The sequence below is a fragment of the Thermostichus sp. OS-CIW-26 genome (assembly GCF_054058395.1).
The window spans coordinates 62,534-87,492 of the sequence record NZ_JBSSAG010000002.1; the positions used below are offsets into that span (position 1 = coordinate 62,534).

The window sequence follows — 24,959 nt, forward strand, 5'->3', positions numbered from 1 at the left end:
GGGCCGGCAACTCAACCAAGAGATGGAGCCCTTCTGTGGGGCAGTTCCTGGCCGTTCCCATTGCAACAGCATTGCGATCCCTTGTCCATAGCAACAACCCCGCCAGAGGCAGGACGGAGTCCTTTGGCTTCTGCCGAAAGATCCCTGTTGAGGTGGCTCAAGCCTATAGCAGAATAAAGAATTCGGTTTCGGAGGCTGCGATGCTGAAGGTCTTTTCCTTGCTTTCCGGGCTGGTTTTGGCGGGAGGAGTGGCTGCTTTGGCCATCACCAATCCCACCTTAGAAGAGTACAGAACCCATGCAGGGCAACAACTGGCTGCCTACGCTACGCGAGAATACTGCGCTCAGATCCCGTCTTTCTTGGTCACTTTGATTGAGGAATGTCATGCCCTTGTCCGAGAGCTCCAGCCCGAACTAGAAGCTCTGTTCATGCGCCAAACCCGCCGGCAGAATTTTATCCTTTTCAGCCTCTACACCACCGATTTGTCGTTGCTCAACTTTGGCCCGCTGGGGATCTCCTTGCCCACCTACCACTTTGAAACCCTTGCCGTGGCTGGGCAATTTTATACTTATGAGACTCGAGAGGGGAAAGTTGACCCCTAGCCACCATGGCAACCTTAGGGATCAGACAGATCCAAAAGAATCTCAAACCCAAAAGGGAGGCTAGATCTGGGCCTGTTCCAACAGGGTTTGCAGCTCTTCCAGGGCCAACTGGGCCGACTGGGCCTGCTGGTAAAGGGATTGCACCACCTCAGCGCTGCTCTGGGCCGATTGCAGTGTGGATTGGCTCTGGCGCTGGATACGCTCTGCTAGGCCGCGAATGCGGTTGCTGGCTTCAGTGGTTCGCCCGGCCAATTTGCGGATCTCCTGGGCAATGGCTCCAAAGCCACCGGCACCACCGCTGCGGTTGGCCTCTACAGCCGCGTTAAAGGAGAGCAGGCGAATGTATCCTGCCACCTCCACGATCAAATCCACGATGGTGTTGATCTCCTTGAGCTCCCGCGACAACTCCTGGCTGTTGTCGGCAATTTCCTGAACTAGGCCGCGTACGGCTTCCACGCCTTCAAAGGTAGCGGCAAAGGTGGATTTGCCTCTCTCAGAGAGCACAGAACTGATTTCAATGATGCGGGCGTTAAGGCGAGCCAACTCCTCGGAGCGCTGTTGGGCCCGGCGACGTTCCATGTCTAAGGCCAGGTTTTGGTTGAGGATCTCGGCTTTTTGTCGCTCCAGATCCCGGGCATACTGGAGGCTGCGGTTTTTTTCCTGCTCCAGCTCTGCCAAGATCCTTTTCATCTCTTCCTGCTGCTCCTGTAGCTTGCGCTGGGTGGCCAGATGCACCTGGGCCTGGGCCACCAACAACACCGGCACATCGAGAAGGCGGTAGTCCTGGGATCCCAGTTGAACCACCACGGGGTCATAGACGGTCTCTTCGGGCCGTTGGAAAGCTCGGTCGGCTGCTTGGATGACATCGCAGTCGCCGGGGAGCAAGAGAAAATCCCGGCTATGGAACTCTACCATGGAGCTGATGGGCCGCTTCAAAAACACATCCAGGCCGTAGGGCTTGCTAAGCATCCACTCCAGAATGGCGCGGCGGGTCAACATTCCCCGCACCTGTGACCGCTCGTCCAGCACGATGACTCCTGAAAGGCTGCTGTCATCTTCTAGGCGGCGCACCACGTTCTCACAAGGGGTGGACTCGCTCACCTGAAACTCCACCAAGGCCAAATCGCGCAGCTTGGTGTTGATCGATAGGGTAGGAGTGGGTCGATTTGTCAGGGTAGCCATCACAGGGATCCTCGGCACACGTTGGGTACAGATGGGTTGGATGCTAATGTGTAGAGCAACACAAAAAGTCGGCCCTAAATCGGCCTTTGATGGGGTGATTCCTGCAGAAAATCGACCACCTTCAGTTTGCCCTGGGATCCCATCTCCTGCCCATAGGATTTTGCAGAATTGTGCGGGAAGGATGGCCTGGGATCCCTTCTTTGCAGTTTGCGGGGATGAATCCCTTTGGAGCTGAATGTTCTGGGTTGGTATCTTGGATCCCTGATTGATCTGGAGCTGGATTTAGCGGGTTTCTGGATAGCGGTGGTAGATTTCCAGAATTTCGCTGCGTCCTCGGTTAAAGGCGGCCACCACTTGCGGATCGAAATGGCTGCCGCTGTTGTCTTCTACAAACTGAAAGACCTCATTCAAAGCCCAGGCTTCTTTGTAGGGGCGACGGCTGGCCAAGGCGTCGAAGACATCGGCCAAGGCCACAATCCGTCCCTCTAGAGGGATCCCTTCTCCTTTGAGGCCGCGCGGATACCCACTGCCGTCGAACTTCTCGTGGTGGGTCAGAGCGATGATGGCGCTCTTTTGCATCAGCTCGGAGTCGGACTTGCTGAGAATTTCGTAGCCAATCTCAGGGTGGCGGTTCATGATCTGCCGCTCTTCTGGGGTCAGACGCCCCGGCTTTTGCAAGATGGCATCCGGGATCCCGATTTTGCCCACATCGTGCATAGGACTGGCGTAGAAGATCAGCTCTTGCTCATGGCTGGATAGGCCCAAGTGCTTGGCGATGATGCGAGAGTAGTTGCTCATCCGCTTCAGGTGAAAAGAGGTATCTTGATCCCGGTATTCTGCGGCCACAGACAGACAGAAGATGGTCTCGAAGTGGGCAGATTTGAGCTCTTCCCGCAATTGGACGTTTTGATAGGCAACCGCCGCCTGGGAGGCCAAGGCTTCTGCCACGCTAACTTCCAGCTCAGAAAAAGGTTGGCTCCACTCAGCCACCTGGTCAGGAGCTAGGGGGGTGGGGTGATCCGGCTTTAGGCGGTTCAACAGTTGTAGGGCGCCGAGGATCTTTCCTGAGGGATCCCGCATGGGCACAGTGAGCAAGGAGCGGGTGCGATAGCCGGTCTGCCGATCCACCTGTGGGTTAAAGGCATAGGGCCGGTCGGCGGGCAGGCGGTAGACATCTGGCAGATTCAGGCTCTCCCCGGTGAGCACCACATAGCCCACAATGCTGGAAGGGCTGAGGGGCAGGCGCAGATCCCGCAGCTCCTCATGGCGGTTGACCACGAAAAAGCGCAGTTCCTCCCCCTCTCGGACAAAAAGGCTGGCCCCATCACAGTGGGTCAGTTCTCGGGCTTGAGCAACAATCAACTCCAGCAGCCGCTGCAGATCCGTTTCTGAGGAGAGGGCGATCCCCACTTGAATCAGACGCTGGCTGAGGCGCAGGGCATCCGAGGCATCGAATTCGGTTGTGCTGGGGTGAAGACCGAAGGGGGTGGGCAGGCTCATAGCAGGGTTGGTCAGAAGCGTTCACATTAAGCGTTCACAATAAACAATGGCGGAGTCATTCGCCCCCAAGAGTTCTCCTGCCGCCGGCTGGGTATCCGAACCTCCGGGGCGATCAGCAGCCCGAAAACACGCCAACACCACTCCAAGCAGCGATGCCTTACTTTAGCTCGAGGAGGCGAGAAACGTTGTGACCCAGGTCAAGCCCAAGGGAACCGATGAGATTTCCCTGCAGCTCGTTGTGGGCCTGGGCAATCCCGGCCCTCAATACGCCAATACCCGCCACAATTGCGGCTTTATGGTGGTGGATCGGCTGGCGCAGCGCTGGGGGATCCCGTTGGTTTTGGAGAAGCGATTCCAAGGTAGCTACGGAGAAGGTTTGGCTCTGGGGGGGAAGCGGCGCTTGCTCAAGCCGGAAACCTACATGAACCGTTCCGGCCAATCGGTGCGGGCGGTGCTGGATTGGTACAAGTTAGATCTCGCCTCTGTGCTGGTGGTGTACGACGATATGGATCTGCCGCTGGGTCGTCTGCGCCTGCGGGGATCCGGTTCTGCCGGTGGGCACAACGGCATGAAGTCCATCATTCAGCACTTGGGGAGCGAAGGGTTTCCGCGGCTGCGTTTGGGGGTGGGCAAACCCAAGGGCAGCCAAGATGTGGTCGGGCATGTGTTGGGGGGATTTGCGCCTGCAGAACAAGAGGTGCTGGAGCGGGTGTTGAATACGGCGGTAGAGGCCGTGGAGTGCTGCTTGCAAGAGGGACTGAGGACAGCCATGAACCGCTTTAATCCTCTGGATCTGTCTGGGCCATCGTCCGATTTGGATGGATCCAACCCTGCACCGGGCCAAGGCGAGGCTTCCTCCTGAGGAGCAGCTTGTCCTGGATTGCCGGTTCTGAGGGGTTTTCCAGGAGAGGAAGTGGTAAGGGCTTCGTCCTGCTCATGGAAACGTCTGTGGAGACAATACTCCAGATAAGTATCAATTATCTGGACTATCCACCGATGGAGCCAGAGCAGCCCACGAAACTCCAATAGCGAAAGCGGAACAAAGCCCCTAATCAGATCCAAAGCCCCGTCTTGCCCCGCCGATCCTTCGCCAACTGCCCCAAAGAAGGCATAATCGGGTTGCGCAGTTGCCGAGCACCCAACCGTGCTGCAGTCTGCAGTGCCCTGCTCCAAGAGGCGTTGCGCCGCCGGGCTGTTCACCCAAATCGCCAAGGGATCCCAAACCAGCAGCAGTAGGATCCCCGTCAAGAGGATGGGCAGCCAGCGTTCACTCAGCGTGCGTAAGAGGAGATATCACCGTTAATCCTCGCGGTAGATCGAGACAGAGTGCATGGCACCTCGGATCCCAAGCTGAGAACCCGCACCGCCATCAATGTAGCCATTGCCAACCAGAGCAACTTCATCGGAAACCATTCTGTTGGCATCAGCGGGACGGAGTCCTCATAAAGTGCCGATGCAGGCATTGCAAGCAGATCGCCATGAGGGTTAGCCTTTGTAACAGTCTTCTGACAGAGTGATTGCCTGACCAGAGCCGCTCTGCTTGTGCCAACCCAAGACAATAAATAATAGATGTAGTCCGCCTGAGGTTGAGATCTTGCTGTTGAATTGCTGGGATCCCGTATTGCTTGCCGTCGAAGCCGCTGCCCCCCTTGAACCGGAAGGGGCTGCCAATCTTTTACCCCTGATCTTGGCGGCGGTGCTGATGGCTCTGGTGGTCATCTATCTGGCCAGCCGTATTGCCGGAGAAATCGCCGTTCGCCTCGGCTTTCCGCCGGTGCTGGGAGAATTGCTGGGGGGCGTTACGGTGGGAACCTCCGCTCTGGGGTTGCTTGTCTTCCCGGAAGGACAAGTTTCCGGCCAAGAGCTGCACGCCTTGGCCCAATCCTCAGCACTGATGCAATTTCTGCAAGCCACTGCCGGACTCGACGAGGGATCCCTGGTACAGGTGTTCTCCTCCCAAAGCCAGATCATCGACATCCTCTCCGAGATCGGGGTGATCATCCTCTTGTTTGAAATCGGCCTCGAGTCGGATCTGGCCGAGCTGTTGCGGGTCGGCCCTCAAGCCGCAGCCGTAGCCATCATCGGCGTTGCTGTGCCCTTCCTGGCCGGAACACTGGGCCTACTCTACCTGTTTCATGTGCCCGTTATCCCCGCCGTATTTGCCGGCGCTGCCCTCACAGCAACCAGCATCGGCATCACCGCCCGCGTCTTGGCCGAGCTGCAAAAACTCACCTCCCCAGAAGGACAGGTGATCATCGGCGCCGCCGTCTTGGATGACGTGTTGGGCATCATCATCTTGGCCGTGGTGGCGGGCTTGGCCAAAAACGGAGAAGTCAACCTTTCCGATATCGGCATCATCATCCTCAGTGCCATCCTCTTCTTGGTCGGCTCCATTGTTTTGGGGCGCCTTCTCAGCCCCTACTTTGTGGCCCTTCTCAACAGCCTGAAGACCCGAGGTAACCCCCTTCTGCCCGCCCTCGTGCTGGCCTTTCTGCTGGCTTATGTGGGGCAAATCATTCATCTAGAAGCGATTTTGGGCGCCTTTGCCGCTGGCCTGATCTTGGCCGAAACCGAGAAACGGCAAGAGCTGGAAGAACAGATCAAGCCCATTTCCGACCTACTGGTGCCCATCTTCTTCGTCTGCGTTGGGGCCAAAACCAACCTTGCCGTACTCAACCCCACCCTCCCCGTCAACCGAGAGGGGCTGATCATTGCCGTCTTCTTGATCGGAGTTGCCATTGTGGGCAAGCTAGCAGCGGGCTTGGGGGCCTTTGGCAAGCCGGGCATCAACCGCTACGCCATCGGAGTGGGCATGATTCCCCGGGGTGAGGTGGGCCTGGTGTTTGCCGGTGTGGGGGCCGCCAGTGGGGTTCTCTCCGATGCCCTCGATGTCAGCATTATCGTCATGGTGATTGCCACCACCTTTGTCGCTCCCCTCTGGCTGCGGGGAGTGTTGATTGGGGAAGCCAACTCCTCCCCCTCCCTCCTGGACTTGCAGGCAGAAGCGTCAGAGCAAGAGCGCAAAGGCGGCGCCGACGAGACTGCATCAGCGCTCCCAGACTCAGAACGGGTGGGCATTCCTGAGGGCTAAATTATCTCAGCTTTCCCCTCAAACGCCCCCAGAGGGTCTGGAACAGCAGCCGCAGCGGATTGCGGCGTTGAGGCTTCACGTCAATTCTCTCCGTCGTCTCCTCTTGGGGCAAAATTGCCTGCATCGAGGGCGGATCAAACCGCTGCATGGTTGTGGAGCGCCGATCCACCACCTCCGCCTTCACGCTGCGAAAGCTTACAGACTGGAGATACCGCTGAAAATCTTCGTCTGACAACTGGCGAATGCAGTACTGCATCCGCACCTGATTCCCCAACAGGATCTGATCCCCATCCTTGAGATCCCAGCTCAAACATCTCTGCCCATTCACTGAGACGCCGTTGGTGCTGCGCTTGCCCTCGATATTGCCGTCCAGCAGCCGGTAGGTATACTGGCCATCTTTTTGGGGTAGCCGCAGCAGCAGCGCGTGTTGCCGGGAAACCGCCGCCGAATCGATGACAATTGCATTGCTGGGATCCCTGCCAATCGAATAGGTGGCAGCACTGAGGGCCACAGCCCGCCGTCCTTGTTCATCATCGATCACCAACACATGCCAGATTTGGGAGGGGGAAGACTGTGCGCCGGTAGCCATGGTCTGGGGCCTTGAGGGGGAGCTGGGTTGACCGTCGAAGTTGCAGTACAGGCTCCTTTCCCGTTAGCGGGCTGGCAGCCACACCTCAGCCATTGCCCAACCCTCGGCGAACCGCTGTGGGAAGAAGCTCAACGAAGGGGAGACTCGGCAAGAGAGGGGCTTTCCCCCATAATAGTAAGGCAGAGCTTCTGCAAAAAAAGAGGATAGCTGAAACGTGAACACGACTCCAACCCCAACCCTCCTCGAAGCCCTTCCCCCGATCTACCCCGGCGTTGCCGTGCGGGTCATCAACCCCAACGACACCTACTACTGCTTTGAGGGCCAGGTACAGCGGGTTACCGACGACCATGCCGCTGTCCTCTTTGAAGGCGGCAACTGGGATAAATTGGTCACCTTCCGCCTCACAGAATTGGAAGTGGTGGACAAATCTCGCCCCTAGCCCTGCTCTTCCCTGTCCCTCTTGGAACTTCCCCATGCGCAGCCATTGGCAGGAACCTTTCCTCTGGATCCATGCCGCCGGCATCCTCCTCTTCCCCTTGTGGGTGGGGCTGACCCTGATCGGGCTGGCCACAGGGGATCCCCTCCTGCCGGTGGGGGCAGAGCAGGCTTGGGTGGCCGTGGTGGGCATTGGGCCGGTCTTTGCTATGCAGTGGCGCAAACCGTTTGACATCTTTAGCGTGTGGGTGGCCTCTGTCCCCCCAGAAGAACTTACCCCCGACCAGCGCCGCATCTTGGCCGCCTTCCTCAGCCCCGAACACAAGATCTTGACGCTGTTGGCGGCAATCCTGATGCTGGAAGTCGGTGAGCGCCTCTACGACTTTGCCCCCCTCTTTGCCCCGCTCACCCCTGGCAACGGCACCCGCCTGGCCGGCCTGGCCATAGCCGCCTTCGGGTTTTGGGGATCCAACCTATTCTTGCAGATCCCCATTGCAACGATACGGGTACTCCTCCTCAGCGAGCCGGAGCTGGCCCAAATGGATCCCGTCCCCGTCGAAGAGATCGAAAGCCGCTTCTCCGTCATCGGCGATCGCCGCAGCCCACTCCTGCAACGGCTGTTGCGCCGCATCTCCGGCCAGGATTCAGAAGGCACCTCGAAAGACCAAAAAGACAAGGTTAAAAACAGAGCGGCAGAAAACCCCCAGCCGGAATCCGAGAAGCGGGATCCCTCTGGGGAAGTTGCCATGCCGGCCCCTGAAACTCCCCCCGATCCCACCTAAGGCAAGCTTCCGCAAAAGCTGTAGCTCAATGTTAGATTGGAAGCAATCCAAGTAGATTGGAAGCAATCCAAGCCCTGTGAAATCCAACCATCGGCATTCCCCTGATCTTCGAGGCTACCGCACCGGCAATGGCGAGCAACTTTTCTTTCCGCTTCAAGCAATTTACCCAACGCCTCAGAGAAACCACCCAACTTCCCCAGTTTTTCACCGATCAAGCCACCAGTGAAACCCAAAACCTCGCTCGGGAGTTGGCTTTGGTTGGGGAATACGCCACTCAGCTTAGCCAAGTGGTGATGGAGGTGGACTTTCTCAACCAGCTCTACACCCGTCTTTTGAACGAGCGGGAAGTGTTGCAGCAGGAAAAAGATCACTTGGAAGCGCGGGTCTTTGAGTTGCAACAGGAACGCAACGAGACAGAGCCCCAGGTGATGTATTTGCGAGAGCAGCTCAGCCAGGCCAGCTTTCAACTGGAACAAACTCAAAACCGGGAACGCAGCCTTAGCGAGCGAGAACGACAGTTGTCGGAAATCGTAGCCCAACTGGAGCGCCGGCGGGCTGTACTCAACCAAGCCATCGAAAACCTCACCAATCAAGAGGCCGATTACACCGTTCGCACCAAAGAACTGGAGGCGGTCGTCCGGGAAAACGAAAAGAAAGCCAAGCAGTACCTGGAAGCTGCCAACCACTACCGCGCCTACCTGGAAGAGCTCAATGCGCAAGTGCAAGAAACGCAAGCCAAGCTGAGAAGCCTTGGTGTCGAGCCCAAGCCCGCCGACCTGCCTCGACTTGAGGATCTGGAAAAACCCACCCCCATCCCAACACCGCCTCCTGCTTACACGCCGCCCCTTCCCCAACAGCCCCCTCCACCCCAGCAGAGTGGCTATTGGTCAGATAGTCCTTTCGACGACGACCCCTGGGGATAGACCGTCCTGCCAGGATCTATAAGCCAGCTTTGCGACAAAGCTCAGTCCTCTCTGCCCGAACTGGCCTTGGGGATGCCTGGGCGCTCACGTACCCTGGAAGAAACCTGTTGCAAGGGATCCGCAGGATCTCCACTGGGGATCCCGAGCCTCGAGATTCAATATTCAATTCGATGGGTTTCCTGCCCGGCCAAACCTATGGAACCGACCCTGCCGGATTTACAGGCCCTTAGCCAATGGGATCGACAGTTCTGCCAGTTTGCTGCCCAGCAGCAGCTCCTCAAGCCCAAACAACTGGCTTTGGCCCTGAAGATCCAGCGGCAGCAGCACGGCCCTCTAGCCTTGATCCTCTGGCAGTTGGGCTTTGTGGGCCTGCAACACCTGGCTCAGTTCTGGGAAAAAATGCCCGGCGGAGCCGAGTCCGAACTGCTCGAAGACAGGGCCCTCGGTGGATGAAAGGTGCCCCCTTCCCTCACTTGCTTTTCCGCCAGAAGAGAAGAAGCAAGCAGATCCCTCTTGCTACCCAACGCTGTCGCCACCAGGCAGCACCTCTTTGGGATCCTCCGGCGGCGGCAAATGCGCCAGATCCACAGGCGAAGGGGATCCCCCCAAAATTCGCACCTGGATCCCTTTGATCACGACATAGAGCACCGGCACCACCAGCAAACTGAGCATTGTCGAGACGAACATGCCGCCGATCACCGCCGTGCCCAGAGACTGACGGCTGGCGGCCCCGGCCCCGCTGGCCACTGCCAGCGGGAAAATGCCCAGGATAGTGCTCAGGGCGGTCATCAGAATGGCGCGGAAGCGCGTCTCGGCTGCTTGGGTGGCAGCTTTGAGCAGTGGGATCCCTTGGGCAACCAACTGGTTGGCAAACTCCACAATCAAGATGGAGTTTTTGCTGGCCAGCCCGATCAACATCACCAACCCGACTTGGCAGAAGACGTCGTTGGTCAAGCCCCGCAGCAGTTGCGCCAAAAGAGCCCCAAGAACCGCCAGCGGCACCGCCAACAAAATGATCAAGGGATCCACATAGCTCTCAAATTGCGCCGCCAGCACCAGGAAGACGAACACCGAGCCCAAAGCAAAGATCAGCGGCGCCTGTCCTCCCGACTCGATTTCTTCCAGCGACAGGCCCGACCACTCGAAGCCAAACCCCTGCGGCAACAACTGGGCGGCCAGCGTTTCCATTGCCCGAATCGCTTGCCCTGAGCTAAAGCCCGGCAGGGCGCTGCCCTGAATTTCCACCGAGCGGAAGAGGTTGAAGTGGTTGATGATGGCCGGGCTGGTGGTCTCCTCCACCTGAACCAGGGTGCTCAACGGCAAGAGCTGCCCCTGCCCACCCCGCACGTAGAACTGGCCGATGCTTTCCGGGTTACCTCGGAATGCTTGATCCGCCTGCACATAGACCCGGTAGTTGCGGTTGAACAGGTCGAAATCATTGACGTAGGTGCCCCCCAGCAGCGTCTGCAGCGTGCCGAAGACATCCGACAGAGGGATCCCCAACAACTGGGCCATCTCCCGATCCACCTGTACTTCTAGCTGCGGCGAATTGGCGTTGAAGGTGGGCGGGTTAATCCGCAAGCCCAAGGGGGGTTGGCCCGGCGGGGGCGGCGAGTTGCCCACAAAAAACAGGGTGTTGGCCGTCTGCTCCAAGAGGTTGAAATCGTTCACCCCCCGATCCTGAAGCTGGAAAGTAAACCCGCCCGCAACCCCCAAATTGGGAATGGCCGGCGGCAGGATCGGGATCACCAATGCGCGGCTGATCCCGCCCAAAAAAGGCCCAAATAGCCGGTTGACAATCGCTTGCGCCGATTGCTCCGGTTGCCGCCGCTCTTCCCAGGGCTTGAGGGTGGCAAAGATCAGCCCATTCCCCGGCGAGGGCCCGGTAAAGCTGAACCCCCCCACGATCACCCGATTTTCGATCTCAGGGATCCCCTCCAAAATAGCGGCGGCCTGCCGGATCACCCTGTCGGTATAGTTGAGGGAAACCCCCGGCGGCCCCTGGACAATGGTGATGAAAAAGCCCTGATCCTCATCCGGCACAAACCCCGTCGGCACAATTTGGAACAGCCAGTAGGTGAGGCCCAAACAGGCAATAAACCCCGTCACCACCAACAGCCGCAGCTTCACCACCAGCTCCAGCAGGCGGCAGTAGGCCGCTCGGATCCCTTCCACGGCGCGGTCAAACCAGCGCAGCAGCCAAAACATCTGCTCTGAGCGGGGGCGAATTAGCAGCGCCGACAAAGCCGGAGCCAAGGTAATGGCATTAAACGTGGACAGCGAAACCGACACGGCAATGGTGACGGCAAACTGCTGGTAGATGCGACCGCTGGTGCCAGGAAAGAAAGCAACAGGCACAAATAGCCCCAGCAGCACCAGCGTCGTGGCGATCACCGCCCCCAACACCTCGTTCATCCCCGCCGAGGCCCCCTGCAGAGGCCGCATGCCGCGGTCGCGGATGTAGCGGGAGATATTCTCCACCACCACAATGGTGTCGTCCACCACCAAGCCAGTGGCCAGGGTGAGGCCGAACAGAGTCAAAGTGTTGATGGAAAAGCCAAACAGGCGCACAAAGGCGAAGGTCCCCAGCAGCGCCACCGGAATTGTAACGGTGGGAATGAGGGTGACGCGCCAATCTTGCAAAAAGATGAACAGTACCAGCACCACCAGGGCAATAGCCTGCAGCAGGGTAAAAATCACCTCCTGCACCGACTCGGTAATGAACAGGGTGGCGTCGAAAGGGATCTCGTAGATCAAGCCGGGCGGAAAACTCTCCGCCAGCTGCGCCAACGTCTGCCGCACCTGCCGCGACACCTCTAGGGCGTTGGCATCCGGTTGTTGGGTGATGGCGATCCCCACCGCCTCCTGCCCCCCGATGCGGAAGAACGTATCGTAGCTTTGGGCCCCCAGCTCTACCCGGCCCACATCGGCAATGCGCACCAAGCTGCCATCGGCGTTGGCCTTGAGAACGATCTGGGCGAACTCCTCCGGCTGCGACAGCCGCCCCGTGGCCTGGACGCTGATCTGAAACTCCTGATCCGGGGGGCTGGGCTGGCCGCCAATTTGGCCGGCGGGCACCTGGATATTCTGCTGGCGCACTGCGTTTACCACATCCAGAGCTGTCAGACCATAGCTGGCCAGCCGCGTCGGATCCAGCCAGATGCGCATGGCATAGGTGCGCTCCCCGAAAATGATGACATCGCTGACGCCGCGGATGCGCCGCAAAGCATCCCGCACAAACAGCTCCGCGTAGTTGCTCAAAAACAGCTCGTCGTATTCCCCCGCCTCTGAGCGCAGCGCCAACACCAGCACAAAGGCGCTGTCGCCGGCCTTTTCCACGCTGATGCCGTTTTGGATCACCTCCGCCGGCAGCCGGCCCTGGGCCCGCGCCACCCGGTTCTGCACATCCACAGCCGCCGTGTCCAGATCCCGATCCGGGCTGAAGGTGACGGTGATCTGGCTGGTGCCGTTGCTGCTGCTCACCGAGGCGATAGACCGTATACCCTCGACGCCGTTGATCTCCTGCTCCAGCACATTGGTTACCGCCGTCTCCACCGTCTCGGCGTTGGCCCCAGGATAAACAGCAGTCACCCTCACCGCTGGCGGCGCCACCTGTGGGTAGTAGTCCACCGGCAGTAGGGGAATGCTCACCGCCCCCACCAGCACGATCAGGATGGAGCAGACGCTGGCAAAAACAGGGCGGCGAATGAAAAAGTCAACAAACATAGTCCAGCGCAGTGAGGAGTGAAAGGGGATAGCTGAGTTGGGAAACCGCCGGAGAGAGAGGACCTAGGGCGGGGATCCAGGAGGTCTCCCTCCCCCTTGTGGCTGCATCCTCTGCTGAAAAAGCACCTCATCGACAATCGGGGCGCCATCGCGGATTTTCTGCAGGCCGCTCAGCACAATTGGCTCATTGGCCTCCAAACCCTCCAGCACCTCATAGCTGTTTCCGTAGATGGATCCCAGCTGCACCGGCCTTTGCACCGCCACCGCCCCCGGGGGCATGCCCTCTGCTGGCGGCTCCGTTGTCTGCACCGTGTAGACAAAGGTTTGCGCCCCCAAGCGGGCCACCGCCGTCACCGGCACCAGCAAGGCCGGCCGCTCCTCCCAGATGACCCGAGTCCGCACAAACTGGGCCGAGCGCAACTGGCCGGCAGGGTTCTCCAGAAGAGCCTTGGCCAGCACCGATTGCGTGGCGGCGTTGGCTTCGGGAGCAATGAAAGAGATTTGGCTGCTGCCGATCACCTCGCCGCGGCTATCCAGGATCTGCACCGGCGTGCCAATGCGCAGCTGGGGGGCCCGCTGCAACGGGATGTTGAGGTTGAGCTCCAGCGCCTGGGTTTGGGTCAAGGTGGTCAAAACCGTCTGAGGCGTCACGTAGTCCCCTTGCCGCACCAAAACATCCCCCACAATGCCCGCAAAGGGAGCCGTGACCTGGAAAAACTGCAATTGCACCTGCTGCCGCTCCGCCTCGGCCTGGGCTTGCTGCACCTCCCGCTCTGCCCGCAAGATCGCGGCCTCCTGAGCGCGGATCTGCTCCTGTTGCGCCGCCAAAGCCGCCTCCGCCTGGCGCAGGTCGCGGCTGGATTGATCCGCTTGCGCCTGGCTGATGGCCCCCTCGGCCAAGAGGCGCAGGTTGCGCTCGTGCTGCTCCCGGGCAAACTCCGCCGCTGCCTCCAGCCGCATCCGATCCGCCCGCAACTGGCTGAGCAGAGCACGGCCGCTCTCCAGGTTGGCTTGGGCTGCGGCAATCCCCGCCGTTTGGCCGGCCACCGCCGCCTGTTGCTGCCGGCTGTCGATCTCAAAGAGAGGGGCTCCGGCAGCCACCTGGGATCCCAGCTGCACGAACACCTGGGTCACCTGTCCACTGACCTGAGGGCGGATACTGGCCACCTGCTGGGATCCGAGGCTGGCCATGAACTCTGAGGTCTCTTCGATTTGCTGTTCCTCTACCCTGCCGACGGCCACTGGTGTGGGTTGGCCTTCTCCGCCCCCTTCACCCCCCATGCTGCGAGGTGGCCCGCCGGGCCGGCAAGCAGCTACCAAGAGAGAAAGGCACAACAGCGGCAGAGCTGTTCGCAGTTGCATCGTGAACCTGCCTCCCTAACGGCTATCCCAACAGAGGGATCCCACCTCTGCATTGACTCAATCAACCAGGGTACTGAGACTGTGCCCTGCTGCGCCTGTGCAAAAGCGCTGGCCATCCTTCCCAATCCAGAGCTAGGGTGGATGCGTGACATCCTCCCGGCGCTCGTCCTGTGGATAGAGCGCGGGCCACCCTTCCCGTCAGCAGAACGGAGTCCTTACCTCGCGGTCGGGCATTCCTGCCCCACGCCACTTGTCTGGGTCTACAACCCCCGACAGACCGACTGAACAGGCAGTTTCCCTTCCCCAGCCTCCCTGGCTACTGCCAGCTTGCAAAACAAGTCTAATCCACAGGGAAGTCTAATCCACAGGGAACGGTGCATCGGCAGGCAGGATGGACTCCTGCACCCAGGAACCCCTGTCCACCGGCCAAGAGCAAGATGCTATCCACTCGTTGATTTCCGGCAAAGTGTAGTTGTATACGTCCCGGCCAATCTCCAGCCACGCCAACAGCAAGGCCTCCGTCCCGCTACCGCGAGCGGCTTGTTGGGAGGCATCTGGATCAATCCGGTACTTGTAGGTTACCGCCAGCATAAGTAGGTTTTACTACAGATTTCGCTCAGAGGTATGGCGGGGATCCCTGTATCCCGGTGCTCACCCTGCGGGTAGAGTGCAGGACTGATTGCCCCTGCACCTCCGTTAGTTAGCAGATGCGGGATCCTCACCAGTGCGCCGTTGGCCACAGTCTACGGCCCGCTTTGCGAATAGCCGTTTGGGCCATCCCAATCCCAAAGGATCCCATCTCTGCACCCCAAAGTTGCCAAAGTTGAATGAAGCTTATGATTCAAGCCGAGCCAAAAAGATTCGGCACAATGGGGAGAGCCATTTCACCAAGCTGTTGAGGACATCGCTATGGCCTACAAACTCTGGATCGACGGCGAATGGGTCGATAGCCAAGGGGGGGGGTTGATGACCATCGAGAACCCGGCCACCGGCGAGAAACTGGCAGAGGTGGTGGATGCTAGCCCTGCCGATGTGGATCGAGCGGTGCAGGCCGCCCAAACAGCCTTCTACGATGGCCGTTGGTCGAAACTCACCCCCGGCGAGCGCTCCCTGGCCCTCTGGAAATTGGCGGATCTAATCGAAGCTCGCGCCGCCGAATTGGCTCGCTTGGAATCGGAAAACACTGGCAAGCCCTACGAGTTCCTCAGCTTGGGGGGAGATTTGCCGTTTGCGGTGGATAATCTGCGTTTCTTCGCCGCTGCCGCCCGCGACATCCATGGCTTTAGCGCCGGGGAATATGCCAAGGGCTACACCTCCCTCTTTCGCAAAGAGCCGGTGGGGGTGTGCGCGCAAATTACCCCCTGGAACTATCCGCTGATGATGGCCGTCTGGAAAATCGGCCCCGCCCTGGCCGCCGGCTGTACGGTGGTGCTCAAGCCCGCTCCTGCCACCCCCCTGACCACCCTGATGCTGGGAGAACTGATCGCCGAGGCTGGGATCCCGCCCGGGGTAGTCAATATCGTTACCGGAGGCAATGCCACCGGCCAAGCCCTGGTGGAGCACCCCCAGGTGCGCATGGTCAGCCTTACCGGCTCTACCGCCACCGGCAAGCAGGTGATGCGGACAGCGGCAGATACCCTGAAGCGGGTGCATTTGGAACTGGGGGGCAAAGCGCCGTTTATCGTCTTCGAGGATGCGGACGTAGAGACCGTTGCTGCCAAGGCCACATTTGCTGCCACCGTCAATACCGGCCAAGACTGTACGGCAGCCACCCGCGTCTATGTGCACGAGAGCAAGCTGGCGCAGGCGCAAGAGGCCATTGTAGAAGCCATGCGCAAAGTAACGGTGGGATCCCCTTTCGAGGCGGGAGTGGAGATGGGGCCTTTGGTCTCAGCAGCCCAGCGGGAGCGGGTGATGGGATTTGTGGAGCGGGCCAAAGCAGAGGGAGCCAAGGTGCTGACCGGCGGTCGGATCCCTTCCCAGCTTGCCCAGGGCTACTACTATGAACCCACGGTGATTGCCAATGTCGATCAAAAAGCGGAGATCGTACAGAGTGAGGTTTTTGGGCCGGTTCTCACGCTCGGCTCGTTTCGCGAAGAAGCGGAAGCGCTACGCTTGGGCAATGACGTCCTATACGGGCTGGCGGCTTCTGTGTGGACTCAAGACATCGGACGAGCGATGAGGTTGGCCGCCGATCTGGAGTTCGGCACCGTCTGGATCAACGACCATATTCCCATTGCCTCTGAGGCCCCCCATGGCGGCTTTAAGCAATCGGGATTTGGCAAAGATCTCTCGGCAGAAGCGGTGCGCGACTACCAAATCACCAAACACGTGATGATTGCAACCCGCTGAAGTGATGCCCATTTTGAACAGAAGATGACCACCAAACAACGGCGGCTCACCAGGGGTATTCCCAGTCGCCGTAGGCCATTGGTGGCCTTGATTCCGACCTACCCCTTCCCCTTGGGAGAGGGCTTGGGGAACTGTCTGGAGCCGGTTTGGAACCTGATACATTCACGCTGAACTCTCCTGAACATGGTTCAGGAAAGAAGCGATCGCATCCTGCCTATCTCTGTTCGCGTCAGCGGGACGGAGTCCAAACAGGAAGGCGGTATCCCGCAAAGCCCTGAGGAATACCCCCCGAGCGCTTTCCCCCTTCACTTCCCGGCAACCGTTGCGGTGGACTCAAGGATCAGGGGGAAACTTGGTCTACTATATCCCTCTCAATGACTTTTGCCAAACCGCCTAAAGCTCAGTAAATTCAGCAAAGTTCAGGGTTTTGGGGGTTAGAGGCATGCTCCCCAGAAAATCTCAGTTGCAAAGGCGGTGCGGAGCACTCAAGCGATAGACTGGGGTGTACAGCTCCCGCTCCGCTGCGAATCTGCTCGATTGAACCGTTGCTCGCCAAGCCTACCCGCCAACCATGGAATCCGCAACTCTATCCGCTCCTTGTACCTTTCCCCTCACCGCTGTAGTGGGGCAACAGGCGGCCAAGCTGGCTCTGCTGCTGGCAGCAGTGGATCCCAGCCTAGGGGGGGTGGTGCTGGTGGGGCCTCGCGGCACCGCCAAGTCGGTTTTGGCCAGAGGGATCCACGCCTTGCTACCGCCCATCGAGGTGATTGCGGGATCCTATTGCAACGACGATCCAGCTCAGCCGGATACCTGGTCCGACTGGGCCAAGGCTCGCTACCCAGCCGGAGAGGTGCCGCCCACCCAAGTGATATCGCCCCCCTTTGTCCAGATTCCCCTGGGCGTGACCGAAGATCGGCTGCTGGGATCCGTCGATGTGGAGGCCTCCATCAGGCAGGGGGAAACGGTCTTCCAGCCAGGGCTCTTGGCTGCTGCCCACCGGGGCGTGCTCCATGTGGATGACATCAACCTCTTGGACGACGCCATCGTCAACTTGTTGCTGACGGTGGTGGGGGATGGGGTCAACCGCCTGGAACGGGAGGGGCTGAGTCTGCAACACCCCTGCCGGCCTCTCTTGGTGGCCACCTACAACCCCGAAGAGGGATCCCTGCGCCCCCACCTGCTGGATCGCCTGGCACTGGTGGTGCCGGTGGGGCAGGAGCTGAGCCTAGAAGAGCGAGGGGAAATTGTCCAACGGGCAACGCAATTTGTCGATGCTCCCGAGCCCTTCCTGGCCGAGCACCAGGCGGAACTGGAGGAAATCCGCACCCGCATCCTCCTGGCGCGGGAGTGGCTGCCCCAGGTCAAGCCGCAGCGGGAACAGCTCCTCTACCTGGTGCAGGAGGCCATCCGCGGCAACGTCCAAGGGCACCGGGGAGAACAATTTGCCCTGCGAGCCGCCTGTGCCCTGGCGGCGCTGGAGGGGCGGGATCGCCTCCTGGCCGAGGATCTGCAGCAGGCCGTGCAGCTGGTGCTGCTGCCCCGCGCCCGTTACGACCCCGACCAGCCCCCGCCTCCCCCCCCACCCCAATCCCAACAGCCCGATCCTTCCCCAAGCAATTCCGACGACACCGGCGAGGACCAGGAGGAGACGGATCCCCAGCCGGAAAGCCTCAGCCTGCCGCAGGAGTTTTTTTTCGATCCTGAGCAGGTGGCCCTGGACCCGCGCCTGCTGGCCTTTGCCCAGTCCCTCAACCAGCAGGGAAAAACGGGATCCCGCAGCCTGGTGTTCAGCGCCGACCGGGGCCGTTACATCAAGCCCATCCTGCCCCAGGGATCCAACCCCCGCGTTGCCGTCGATGCCACCTTGCGAGCTGCTGCCCCCTATCAGAAAAGCCGCCGCCAGCGGCAACCGGGACGTAGCGTGATTGTGGAGCCGAGCGATATCCGCGCCAAAAAGCTGGTTCGCAAGGCCGGAGCCCTGGTGATCTTTGTGGTGGACGCCTCCGGCTCCATGGCCCTCAACCGCATGCAAGCGGCCAAAGGTGCCGCCCTGCGCCTGCTCACCGAGGCTTACCAAAACCGTGACAAGGTGGCCCTCATCGCCTTTCGTGGGGAAACTGCCGAAGTGTTGCTCCCCCCCACCCGCTCCATCGAGCTGGCCCGCCGCCGTCTGGAATCCCTGCCCTGTGGCGGGGGATCCCCTCTCGCCCATGCCCTCACCCAAGCCGTGCGCATGGGAGTCAATGCCCGCACCGCTGGCGATGTAGGTCAGGTGATGCTGGTGGCCCTCACCGATGGCCGGGCCAACATCCCCCTCAGCCGCTCCTTGGGACGGAGCGACAGCAAAAGCCAGTTGGGAGCGGATCCCATCGACCTCAAGCAAGAGCTGCGGGAGATCGCCCTGCGCATCCGCGCCCTGGGGTTGAAGCTGCTTTTGATCGATTCCCAAAGCCGCTTTGTAACCACCGGCTTCAGCGCCGAGCTGGCGGAATTGGCGGGCGGACGGTACTTTCATCTGCCCCGTGCCACCGACCAGGGGATCGCAGCCGTGGCCCGCTCGGCTATGCAGGAGGGACGCACCTACCCCTGAGAGAACAGCCTCTCCGTTGGCAAAGGTTGTAACTTTTCTTAATGGTTGGTTATGATCCCTGTAGGCGAACTTCACCTTGTCCCATGGCTACAGGACTCCTGCCCCAACTTTCCCTCCAGAATCCCATGGCTGTCGATTGGGTTAGCCGAGGGGTAGGCGCAGCCATTCGTGCCCTCTTTAAGCATGCAGAGCGGCTGGAGGCGCGCGTGCGAGTGGAGCCTGTTGCCAAATTGTTGCAGGGTCGTATCGACAGCTTTGAACTGTTGGGCCAGCATCTGCAGATGTACAACGGCCTGAGGCTTTCGGCTCTGGAGCTATTCTGCAATGCGGTGGCCATCGATTTCAGCCAAATTTGGCAGGGGAAGATCAAGCTGCGCCAGCCAGTACAGGCCACAATGCGCGTGGTGCTGAGCGAAGACGATCTGGCGCAATCGTTTAACACACCTTTTGTGCTGAATAGGCTGGCCTTAGGAAAGCAGGATGATAGCCCCCTATCCTTCCATCACGTCCATATCAGCATCACCCCGGCGCGACGACTGCAATTCCAGGCAAATGTACAGCAGGGAGAAGCCAGGGCTTTCTGCGTCGGTTTTTCCGCCCAGGTTGAGGTGCTGGAGCGGCGTCGCATCCGCTTTACAGATCCAGTGTTTGAAAGCGGTACAGAAGAGGAGCTAGCCTTGAGCCAAGCTTTGGTACGCTGCCTGAATGAGCTTCTGGATTTGGATCGGCTCGCCTTGCGAGGCACTGAGCTGCGGGTAGACCGGGTGAACTTGCAGCCCCAGCAGATGATCCTGTACGGCAGTGCCACCCTAGCGCAATTTCCCACACGCCAACCCCAATGGGAAAGTGCTTGACAGCCTTTGGAAGGGCGGCTACGCTCAATAGTGGTGAGGAGTGAAGAGAAGAAGCCTCTGGGGTCGAAACACGGACAGACGCCCAGGGGTTTTTTCATGCCTCAGGAGCTTGAGAGCTCCGCTCTGCCCCTCGATCTTGATCTGTTGAACTTGTAGTCCTTTGACCCAAACTGGGACACTACACCCAAAACGTTGGTCGCGTCGTCGCGTCAGCGTTGCCGAGCAATAATGCATGCGGCCAAAGGCTTTTCTCAATGGCCCAGGCGCCTCACCCTAACCTGAAACGACTATGATTGCTCAACGTTGGTTACGCCTGGGGATCAAGCTGTCTTTCTTTGCCGTGATGTCCACAGCTTTGCCAACCGGAATACGGCGCGGCTTCTCTAAAGAATGGGGTAGCTGGGTATCCTAAAAGCTGGGGTTACGGCATCCTTCTTTATTCATGGGGATGAAGTGGCTCAAGACATAACGGTCATTCTAAGACCTAGGAAAGAACTCTTCAGCCTTGACCGTGAGGGGATGTTTATTCTTTGCCTACGGTTGGTTCACTATTTAAGCAGGTCTTGTCAAAGCGAGCGCACCGAGTTTGAAACAGCAACCACTCCGCGTACTTGAGTTTTGGCGCCGCCGCTTTCCCCACAGCTTGCGCACCCAGGTGGCATTGGTCATTGCCAGCCTTTCGTTCGTCCCCAACTTGGTTTTCATCCTGTCGGTGCAGTGGATCTGGCCCGACACGCAGTTCAGCACTGAAGGGATCCTCCTGCTGCTGCTGTGGATCCCGTTGCTGGCGGTGCTGTCGGCGGTGGTGGGCTATGCTCTGTCCTCCATGATTTTGCGCCCCCTCACCCTGCTGGCCCGCGAGTTGGCTCATTTGGAAACCTTGATTAACCAGCCCGCCCGTTGGAATCTGCTGCTCCGCCCCGGGGATCCCCAGGAAGCCCTGATCTTGCGGCAGGCTTTTGCCCAGTTGCTGCGCCAGATCCAGATCGATCAAATGCGGCGAGAAGCCTTTACCGCTACCCTCGTTCACGACCTCAAAACCCCCCTCATCGCCTTTGGGCACCTGCTGAGCGCCTTTAAACAGGATCAACAGCTCGAGCCGGAGCAACGTCGCGCTCTGCTGGATCGCATCCTGCAGGAAAATCAACACAATCTCTCTCTGGTGCAGAAAATGGTGGAGGCTCACCGCCTGGAGCGGGGAGAGATCGAGTTGCATCCTCGGCCTTGTGATCTGGGATCCCTGGCCAGAAAGGTGGCCGAGCGCATGGGATCCCTGGCCCAGGAGCGGGGGATCGATCTGCGAGTCGAAGGAGAAGGGTGGGGCAACGCCGATGAGGCAGAGCTGGAGCGGGCGCTGGTGAATCTGGTGGACAACGCCTTGCGCTACGCACGCCATGCGGTGGTGTTAATCGTCAGCCCCCACCAGATCCAGGTGCAGGATGATGGCCCCGGCTTGCCGGCTCCCCTAGAAGAGTTGGCCCAACCCTACGTGACCCAGCCCATTCACATTGCCGGCCACCACTACCCAACCGGCTCAGGAGGTCTGGGGCTATATATCGCCAGGCGCATCCTGCAGGCCCACGGGGGGGACTTGCGGTTGGTCGAGACGGGATCCCAAGGGACTGCTCTAGCCCTGGTGTTGCGGTGACATACTCCCGACCCCGACTGCTGGCAGTACGGAGCGGGCTTCTCGCTTCATCGGGGAGCCTACGCAAGAACCCTCCACGAGCAGACACGGAATGCCCTACCGCGTAGTTGCACCAGATTCCGGCAAAAGCCGTTTTGTGCAACTACTCCTATCATACACCATGTGGGGGTATCTGTATCCCGGCACTGACCCTACGGGTACAGTGCGGGGCTTAGCTACCCCCACACCCCCATAAGCTAACCCAATAGATTGGTGCTGAACAAGACTGGTGTAGTCATTTTAAGTGACATACTCCCGCACTCATGTTGATGCAAAGCGCTCCGCGCCGCTAAAGCGAGAGAGTGCGGGCTTCAAGGACTCCGTCCCGCTGACGCGAACAGTGACTCCGGTTAGCGCTCCGCGCCGCTAGCGCGAAAAGGACATTTCCTGGGCTTAAGGACTACGTCCCGCTAACGCGAAAAGGACGAGATGCCCCGCCCCTGTACTTGATGTCTATAGCGGCAGTGTATAAAACCCCGCTACTTTTTATGGCACCAGTAAGGACAAAACATCATGTCCCCGCCTTTCATCCCGACCCTCACCCTGGATAGTGAATAGTGGATAGTGGTTAGTGGATAGTGACTATTCACTATTCACTAGCCACTAACTAATAGAGGGCGGGGCTTCCCGGCGGTGTAGCTAGCGGTAACTAACGGGGGTGCAGGGGCAATCAGTCCTGCACTCTACCCGCAGGGTAAGCACCGGGATACAGGGATCCCCGCCATACCTCTGAGCGAAATCTGTTGAGCGAAATCTGTAGTAAAACCTACTTATGCTGGCGGTAACCTACAAGTACCGGATTGATCCAGATGCCTCTTGCTCTTGTCCGGTGGACAGGGGTTCCTGGGTGCAGGAGTCCATCCTGCCTGCCGATGCACCGTTCCCTGTGGATTAGACTTGTTTTGCAAGCTGGCAGTAGCCAGGGAGGCTGGGGAAGGGGAACCACCTGTCCAGTCGTTTTGTCGGGGGTTGTAGACCCAGACAAGTGGCGTGGGGCAGGAATGCCCAGCCGCGAGGTAAGGACTCCGTCCTGCTGACGGGAAGGGTGGCCCGCGCTCTGTCCGTAGGACGAGCGCCGGGAGGATGTCACGGTGCATGAAGGGTGGGATCCTCTGCACAAGCGTTCGTGAGGTTGGGTTCATGTCTTCCGTGCTGTGGCAAGCGATTGGGTATGCCTGTGGGATCTCGCTGGGGCTCCTAGGCTTGGTTGCCCTGGTCAACGTTCTTGTGGGGTGGCTGGATCGGCAGACCTCAGAGACTCCGGAGGAGCCGACCGAGTCGCCAGAACCCTGCAGCACAACGGAGGGATCCCCGTCGGCATGAGTGACAGGGTTCGCGTTCACGTCTGGATACGGGGGCGGGTTCAGGGCGTGGGGTTTCGCGCCCACACCGAAGCGATGGCTCTCCATGCGGGTGTTCAAGGGTGGGTGCGCAATTTGCGGGGTGGTCGTGTAGAGGCTGTTTTTGAAGGATCCCCTGCCGCAGTGGAGGCGATGCTGCGCTGGTGCCAACAGGGCAGCCCCGGTTCGGTTGTGGAGGCCATTGAGCAACGTTCCGAGCCGCCGGAAGGTCTACCCACTTTTGAGATTCGCCCTACCGTTTGAGGAAGTTTCGCTGTTCTGAGGATCTGCTTCAAGCTGGGCTGCTCCGGCCTCGTCCTGGGTTCTGGGCTGCCGTCCCCAGAAACTGTCTGTGAGCTGGGATCCCCAAGGTCGCACTAGAATGGTTACACTGCCAGTTTTTCCCATCCCATGACTGTTGCTGCCCCCGCCAAAGTGCAATATGAAGCTGTGATCGGGTTGGAAGTTCACTGCCAGCTCAGCACCCGCTCCAAGATCTTCTCCAGCAGCGCGACAGCCTTTGGCGCTCCCCCCAACACCCAGATTGACCCCATCTGCATGGGCCTGCCCGGCACCCTGCCGGTGCTCAACGAAAAGGTGCTGGAGTACGCGGTCAAAGCGGGTTTGGCCTTGAATTGCACCATTGCCCCCTACAGCAAGTTCGACCGCAAGCAGTACTTTTACCCCGACTTGCCCAAAAACTACCAAATCTCCCAATACGACCTGCCGATTGCTACCCACGGCTGGATTGAGATCCAGCTCAGCGACGGTCGCACCAAGCGCATCGGCGTCACCCGTCTGCACATGGAAGAAGACGCGGGCAAGCTGGTCCACGCTGGCAGCGACCGCCTATCGGGATCCAGCTACTCTTTGGTGGATTTCAACCGGGCGGGGGTTCCCCTCATCGAGATCGTCAGCGAGCCGGACATCCGCAGCGGGGAAGAGGCAGCCGAGTATGTGCAAGAGCTGCGCCGCATCCTGCGCTATGCCGGGCTGTGCGATGGCAACCTGCAGGAGGGATCCCTGCGCTGTGATGTGAACATCTCGGTGCGTCCGCTGGGATCCCAGACCTTTGGCACGAAGGTGGAAATTAAAAACATGAACTCCTTCAACGCCATCCAACGGGCCATCGAGTACGAATTCAACCGCCAGGTCAAGGCTGTGGAGGCAGGCGAGCGGATCGTGCAAGAGACCCGCCTCTGGGAAGAAAACAGCCAGCGCACCATCAGCATGCGCAAGAAAGAGGGATCCAGCGACTATCGCTATTTCCCCGAGCCCGATCTGCCGCCCATTCGCGTTACCGAAGCGCAGAAAACCCGCTGGCAGGCAGAGCTGCCGGAATTGCCCGGTGTGAAGCGGCGACGTTATCAGGAGGTGTACGGCCTCTCGGTGTACGATGCCCGCTACCTCAGCGATGAACGCAACACCGCCGAATACTTTGAAGCCGTGATCGCCGCCGGTGCCGACCCGAAAGCAGCCGCCAACTGGATGATGAGCGACATCGCCAGCTACCTCAACACCCACAAGCTGGACTATCCCGACATTGCCCTGAAGCCGGAGACCCTGGCCGAGCTGATTGGCCTCATCGAGCAGGGCACCATCTCCAGCAAAATCGCCAAGGAGATCCTGCCGGAACTGCTGGAAAAAGGCGGGTCGGCCCGCGCCCTGGTGGAAGCTAAGGGCATGACCCAAATCTCGGATAGCGCTCTGCTGGGGCAGATGATCGCCGAGGTGCTGGCAGAAAACCCCGAGCAACTGCAGCAGTATCGGGGGGGCAAAACCAAGCTCTTCGGCTACTTTGTCGGGCAATTGATGAAAAAAACTCAGGGACGGGCAGATCCAAAGCTGGCCAACGACCTGCTCAAGCAACACCTCGACGGCTAGCTGATACATTTACGCTGAACACTGCTGAACATCACTGTTCAACTATGCAGCGATAGCATT

Annotated in this window: 21 protein-coding genes; 15 read left to right on the plus strand and 6 right to left on the minus strand. The window is 59.5% G+C overall.

Annotated features, from left to right (window positions below; translation table 11 throughout):
* Positions 1-200: 200 nt before the first annotated feature.
* The gene (locus tag ACVW0C_RS01310) at positions 201-602 is read left to right on the plus strand and encodes a DUF4359 domain-containing protein (protein WP_457384081.1); all 402 of its coding nucleotides are present in this window, start codon (positions 201-203) and stop codon (positions 600-602) included.
* A 60-nt stretch (positions 603-662) separates the two neighbouring features.
* Here the strand turns inward: ACVW0C_RS01310 and ACVW0C_RS01315 are convergent, their stop codons facing one another.
* Together ACVW0C_RS01315 and ACVW0C_RS01320 are read right to left on the minus strand one after the other, a co-directional pair.
* Positions 663-1,784, minus strand: coding sequence for a methyl-accepting chemotaxis protein (locus ACVW0C_RS01315; protein ID WP_457384082.1), 1,122 nt, complete (start codon positions 1,782-1,784; stop codon positions 663-665).
* A gap of 282 nt (positions 1,785-2,066) precedes the next feature.
* The gene (locus ACVW0C_RS01320) at positions 2,067-3,284 is read right to left on the minus strand and encodes an HD domain-containing phosphohydrolase (RefSeq protein WP_457384083.1); all 1,218 of its coding nucleotides are present in this window, start codon (positions 3,282-3,284) and stop codon (positions 2,067-2,069) included.
* Between the two features lie 187 nt (positions 3,285-3,471).
* On the opposite strand from ACVW0C_RS01320, the gene pth reads away from it, so the two are divergent.
* Both pth and ACVW0C_RS01330 read left to right on the plus strand, forming a co-directional pair.
* On the plus strand, positions 3,472-4,146 hold the full coding sequence (gene pth / locus ACVW0C_RS01325) for an aminoacyl-tRNA hydrolase (RefSeq protein WP_457384084.1): 675 nt from the start codon (positions 3,472-3,474) through the stop codon (positions 4,144-4,146).
* 759 nt (positions 4,147-4,905) lie between these two features.
* Positions 4,906-6,375 (plus strand): cation:proton antiporter, encoded by a 1,470-nt coding sequence (locus tag ACVW0C_RS01330; RefSeq protein ID WP_457384085.1) that lies wholly within the window; start codon positions 4,906-4,908, stop codon positions 6,373-6,375.
* A 1-nt stretch (position 6,376) separates the two neighbouring features.
* Here ACVW0C_RS01330 and ACVW0C_RS01335 read toward each other — a convergent pair whose 3' ends face one another.
* A complete protein-coding gene (locus ACVW0C_RS01335) occupies positions 6,377-6,964 on the minus strand; it encodes an FHA domain-containing protein (RefSeq protein ID WP_414330833.1) in 588 nt (195 codons plus the stop codon).
* Positions 6,965-7,178: 214 nt separating this feature from the next.
* Here ACVW0C_RS01335 and ACVW0C_RS01340 point away from each other — a divergent pair, with 214 nt between their 5' ends.
* From ACVW0C_RS01340 to ACVW0C_RS01355, 4 genes are all read left to right on the plus strand, one after another.
* A complete protein-coding gene (locus ACVW0C_RS01340) occupies positions 7,179-7,403 on the plus strand; it encodes an NAD(P)H dehydrogenase subunit NdhS (RefSeq protein WP_414375012.1) in 225 nt (74 codons plus the stop codon).
* A gap of 34 nt (positions 7,404-7,437) precedes the next feature.
* A complete protein-coding gene (locus ACVW0C_RS01345; protein ID WP_457384086.1) occupies positions 7,438-8,181 on the plus strand; it encodes a low-complexity tail membrane protein in 744 nt (247 codons plus the stop codon).
* A gap of 128 nt (positions 8,182-8,309) precedes the next feature.
* Entirely contained in the window at positions 8,310-9,104 is a 795-nt protein-coding gene (locus ACVW0C_RS01350) for a hypothetical protein (RefSeq protein WP_414390040.1), read from the plus strand.
* A 195-nt stretch (positions 9,105-9,299) separates the two neighbouring features.
* Positions 9,300-9,557 carry a DUF2949 domain-containing protein gene (locus ACVW0C_RS01355; protein ID WP_457384087.1) on the plus strand — a complete coding sequence of 86 codons (258 nt, stop codon included), beginning with the start codon at positions 9,300-9,302 and terminating at the stop codon, positions 9,555-9,557.
* A gap of 63 nt (positions 9,558-9,620) precedes the next feature.
* On the opposite strand, the gene ACVW0C_RS01360 is transcribed toward ACVW0C_RS01355, so the two are convergent.
* The 3 genes from ACVW0C_RS01360 to ACVW0C_RS01370 all read right to left on the minus strand — a co-directional run bounded on the left by ACVW0C_RS01360 (position 9,621) and on the right by ACVW0C_RS01370 (position 14,783).
* Positions 9,621-12,830, minus strand: a complete 3,210-nt coding sequence (locus ACVW0C_RS01360; protein WP_457384088.1) for an efflux RND transporter permease subunit — start codon at positions 12,828-12,830, stop codon at positions 9,621-9,623.
* A 63-nt stretch (positions 12,831-12,893) separates the two neighbouring features.
* Complete coding sequence (locus ACVW0C_RS01365) at positions 12,894-14,192, minus strand: efflux RND transporter periplasmic adaptor subunit (protein ID WP_457384089.1); 1,299 nt, start codon at positions 14,190-14,192, stop codon at positions 12,894-12,896.
* Between the two features lie 357 nt (positions 14,193-14,549).
* On the minus strand, positions 14,550-14,783 hold the full coding sequence (locus ACVW0C_RS01370; RefSeq protein WP_457384090.1) for a hypothetical protein: 234 nt from the start codon (positions 14,781-14,783) through the stop codon (positions 14,550-14,552).
* Positions 14,784-15,101: 318 nt separating this feature from the next.
* Between ACVW0C_RS01370 and ACVW0C_RS01375 the strand changes: the two genes are divergently transcribed.
* From ACVW0C_RS01375 to gatB, 8 genes are all read left to right on the plus strand, one after another.
* Positions 15,102-16,544: a gamma-aminobutyraldehyde dehydrogenase gene (locus ACVW0C_RS01375; protein WP_457384091.1), complete on the plus strand. Its 1,443-nt coding sequence runs from the start codon at positions 15,102-15,104 to the stop codon at positions 16,542-16,544.
* Positions 16,545-16,568: 24 nt separating this feature from the next.
* Positions 16,569-16,715 carry a hypothetical protein gene (locus ACVW0C_RS01380; RefSeq protein WP_457384092.1) on the plus strand — a complete coding sequence of 49 codons (147 nt, stop codon included), beginning with the start codon at positions 16,569-16,571 and terminating at the stop codon, positions 16,713-16,715.
* A 400-nt stretch (positions 16,716-17,115) separates the two neighbouring features.
* The gene (bchD, locus tag ACVW0C_RS01385) at positions 17,116-19,134 is read left to right on the plus strand and encodes a magnesium chelatase ATPase subunit D (RefSeq protein WP_457384093.1); all 2,019 of its coding nucleotides are present in this window, start codon (positions 17,116-17,118) and stop codon (positions 19,132-19,134) included.
* A 125-nt stretch (positions 19,135-19,259) separates the two neighbouring features.
* On the plus strand, positions 19,260-19,988 hold the full coding sequence (locus ACVW0C_RS01390; protein ID WP_011432355.1) for an LmeA family phospholipid-binding protein: 729 nt from the start codon (positions 19,260-19,262) through the stop codon (positions 19,986-19,988).
* A 586-nt stretch (positions 19,989-20,574) separates the two neighbouring features.
* On the plus strand, positions 20,575-21,636 hold the full coding sequence (locus tag ACVW0C_RS01395; RefSeq protein ID WP_011432354.1) for a sensor histidine kinase: 1,062 nt from the start codon (positions 20,575-20,577) through the stop codon (positions 21,634-21,636).
* Positions 21,637-22,815: 1,179 nt separating this feature from the next.
* Positions 22,816-22,998, plus strand: a complete 183-nt coding sequence (locus tag ACVW0C_RS01400; protein WP_041436250.1) for a hypothetical protein — start codon at positions 22,816-22,818, stop codon at positions 22,996-22,998.
* Positions 22,995-23,279 carry an acylphosphatase gene (locus ACVW0C_RS01405; protein WP_457384094.1) on the plus strand — a complete coding sequence of 95 codons (285 nt, stop codon included), beginning with the start codon at positions 22,995-22,997 and terminating at the stop codon, positions 23,277-23,279. The genes ACVW0C_RS01400 and ACVW0C_RS01405 overlap by 4 nt, the downstream gene beginning before the upstream one ends.
* A 147-nt stretch (positions 23,280-23,426) precedes the next feature.
* A complete protein-coding gene (gene gatB, locus ACVW0C_RS01410) occupies positions 23,427-24,899 on the plus strand; it encodes an Asp-tRNA(Asn)/Glu-tRNA(Gln) amidotransferase subunit GatB (RefSeq protein WP_457384095.1) in 1,473 nt (490 codons plus the stop codon).
* Positions 24,900-24,959: the final 60 nt, after the last annotated feature.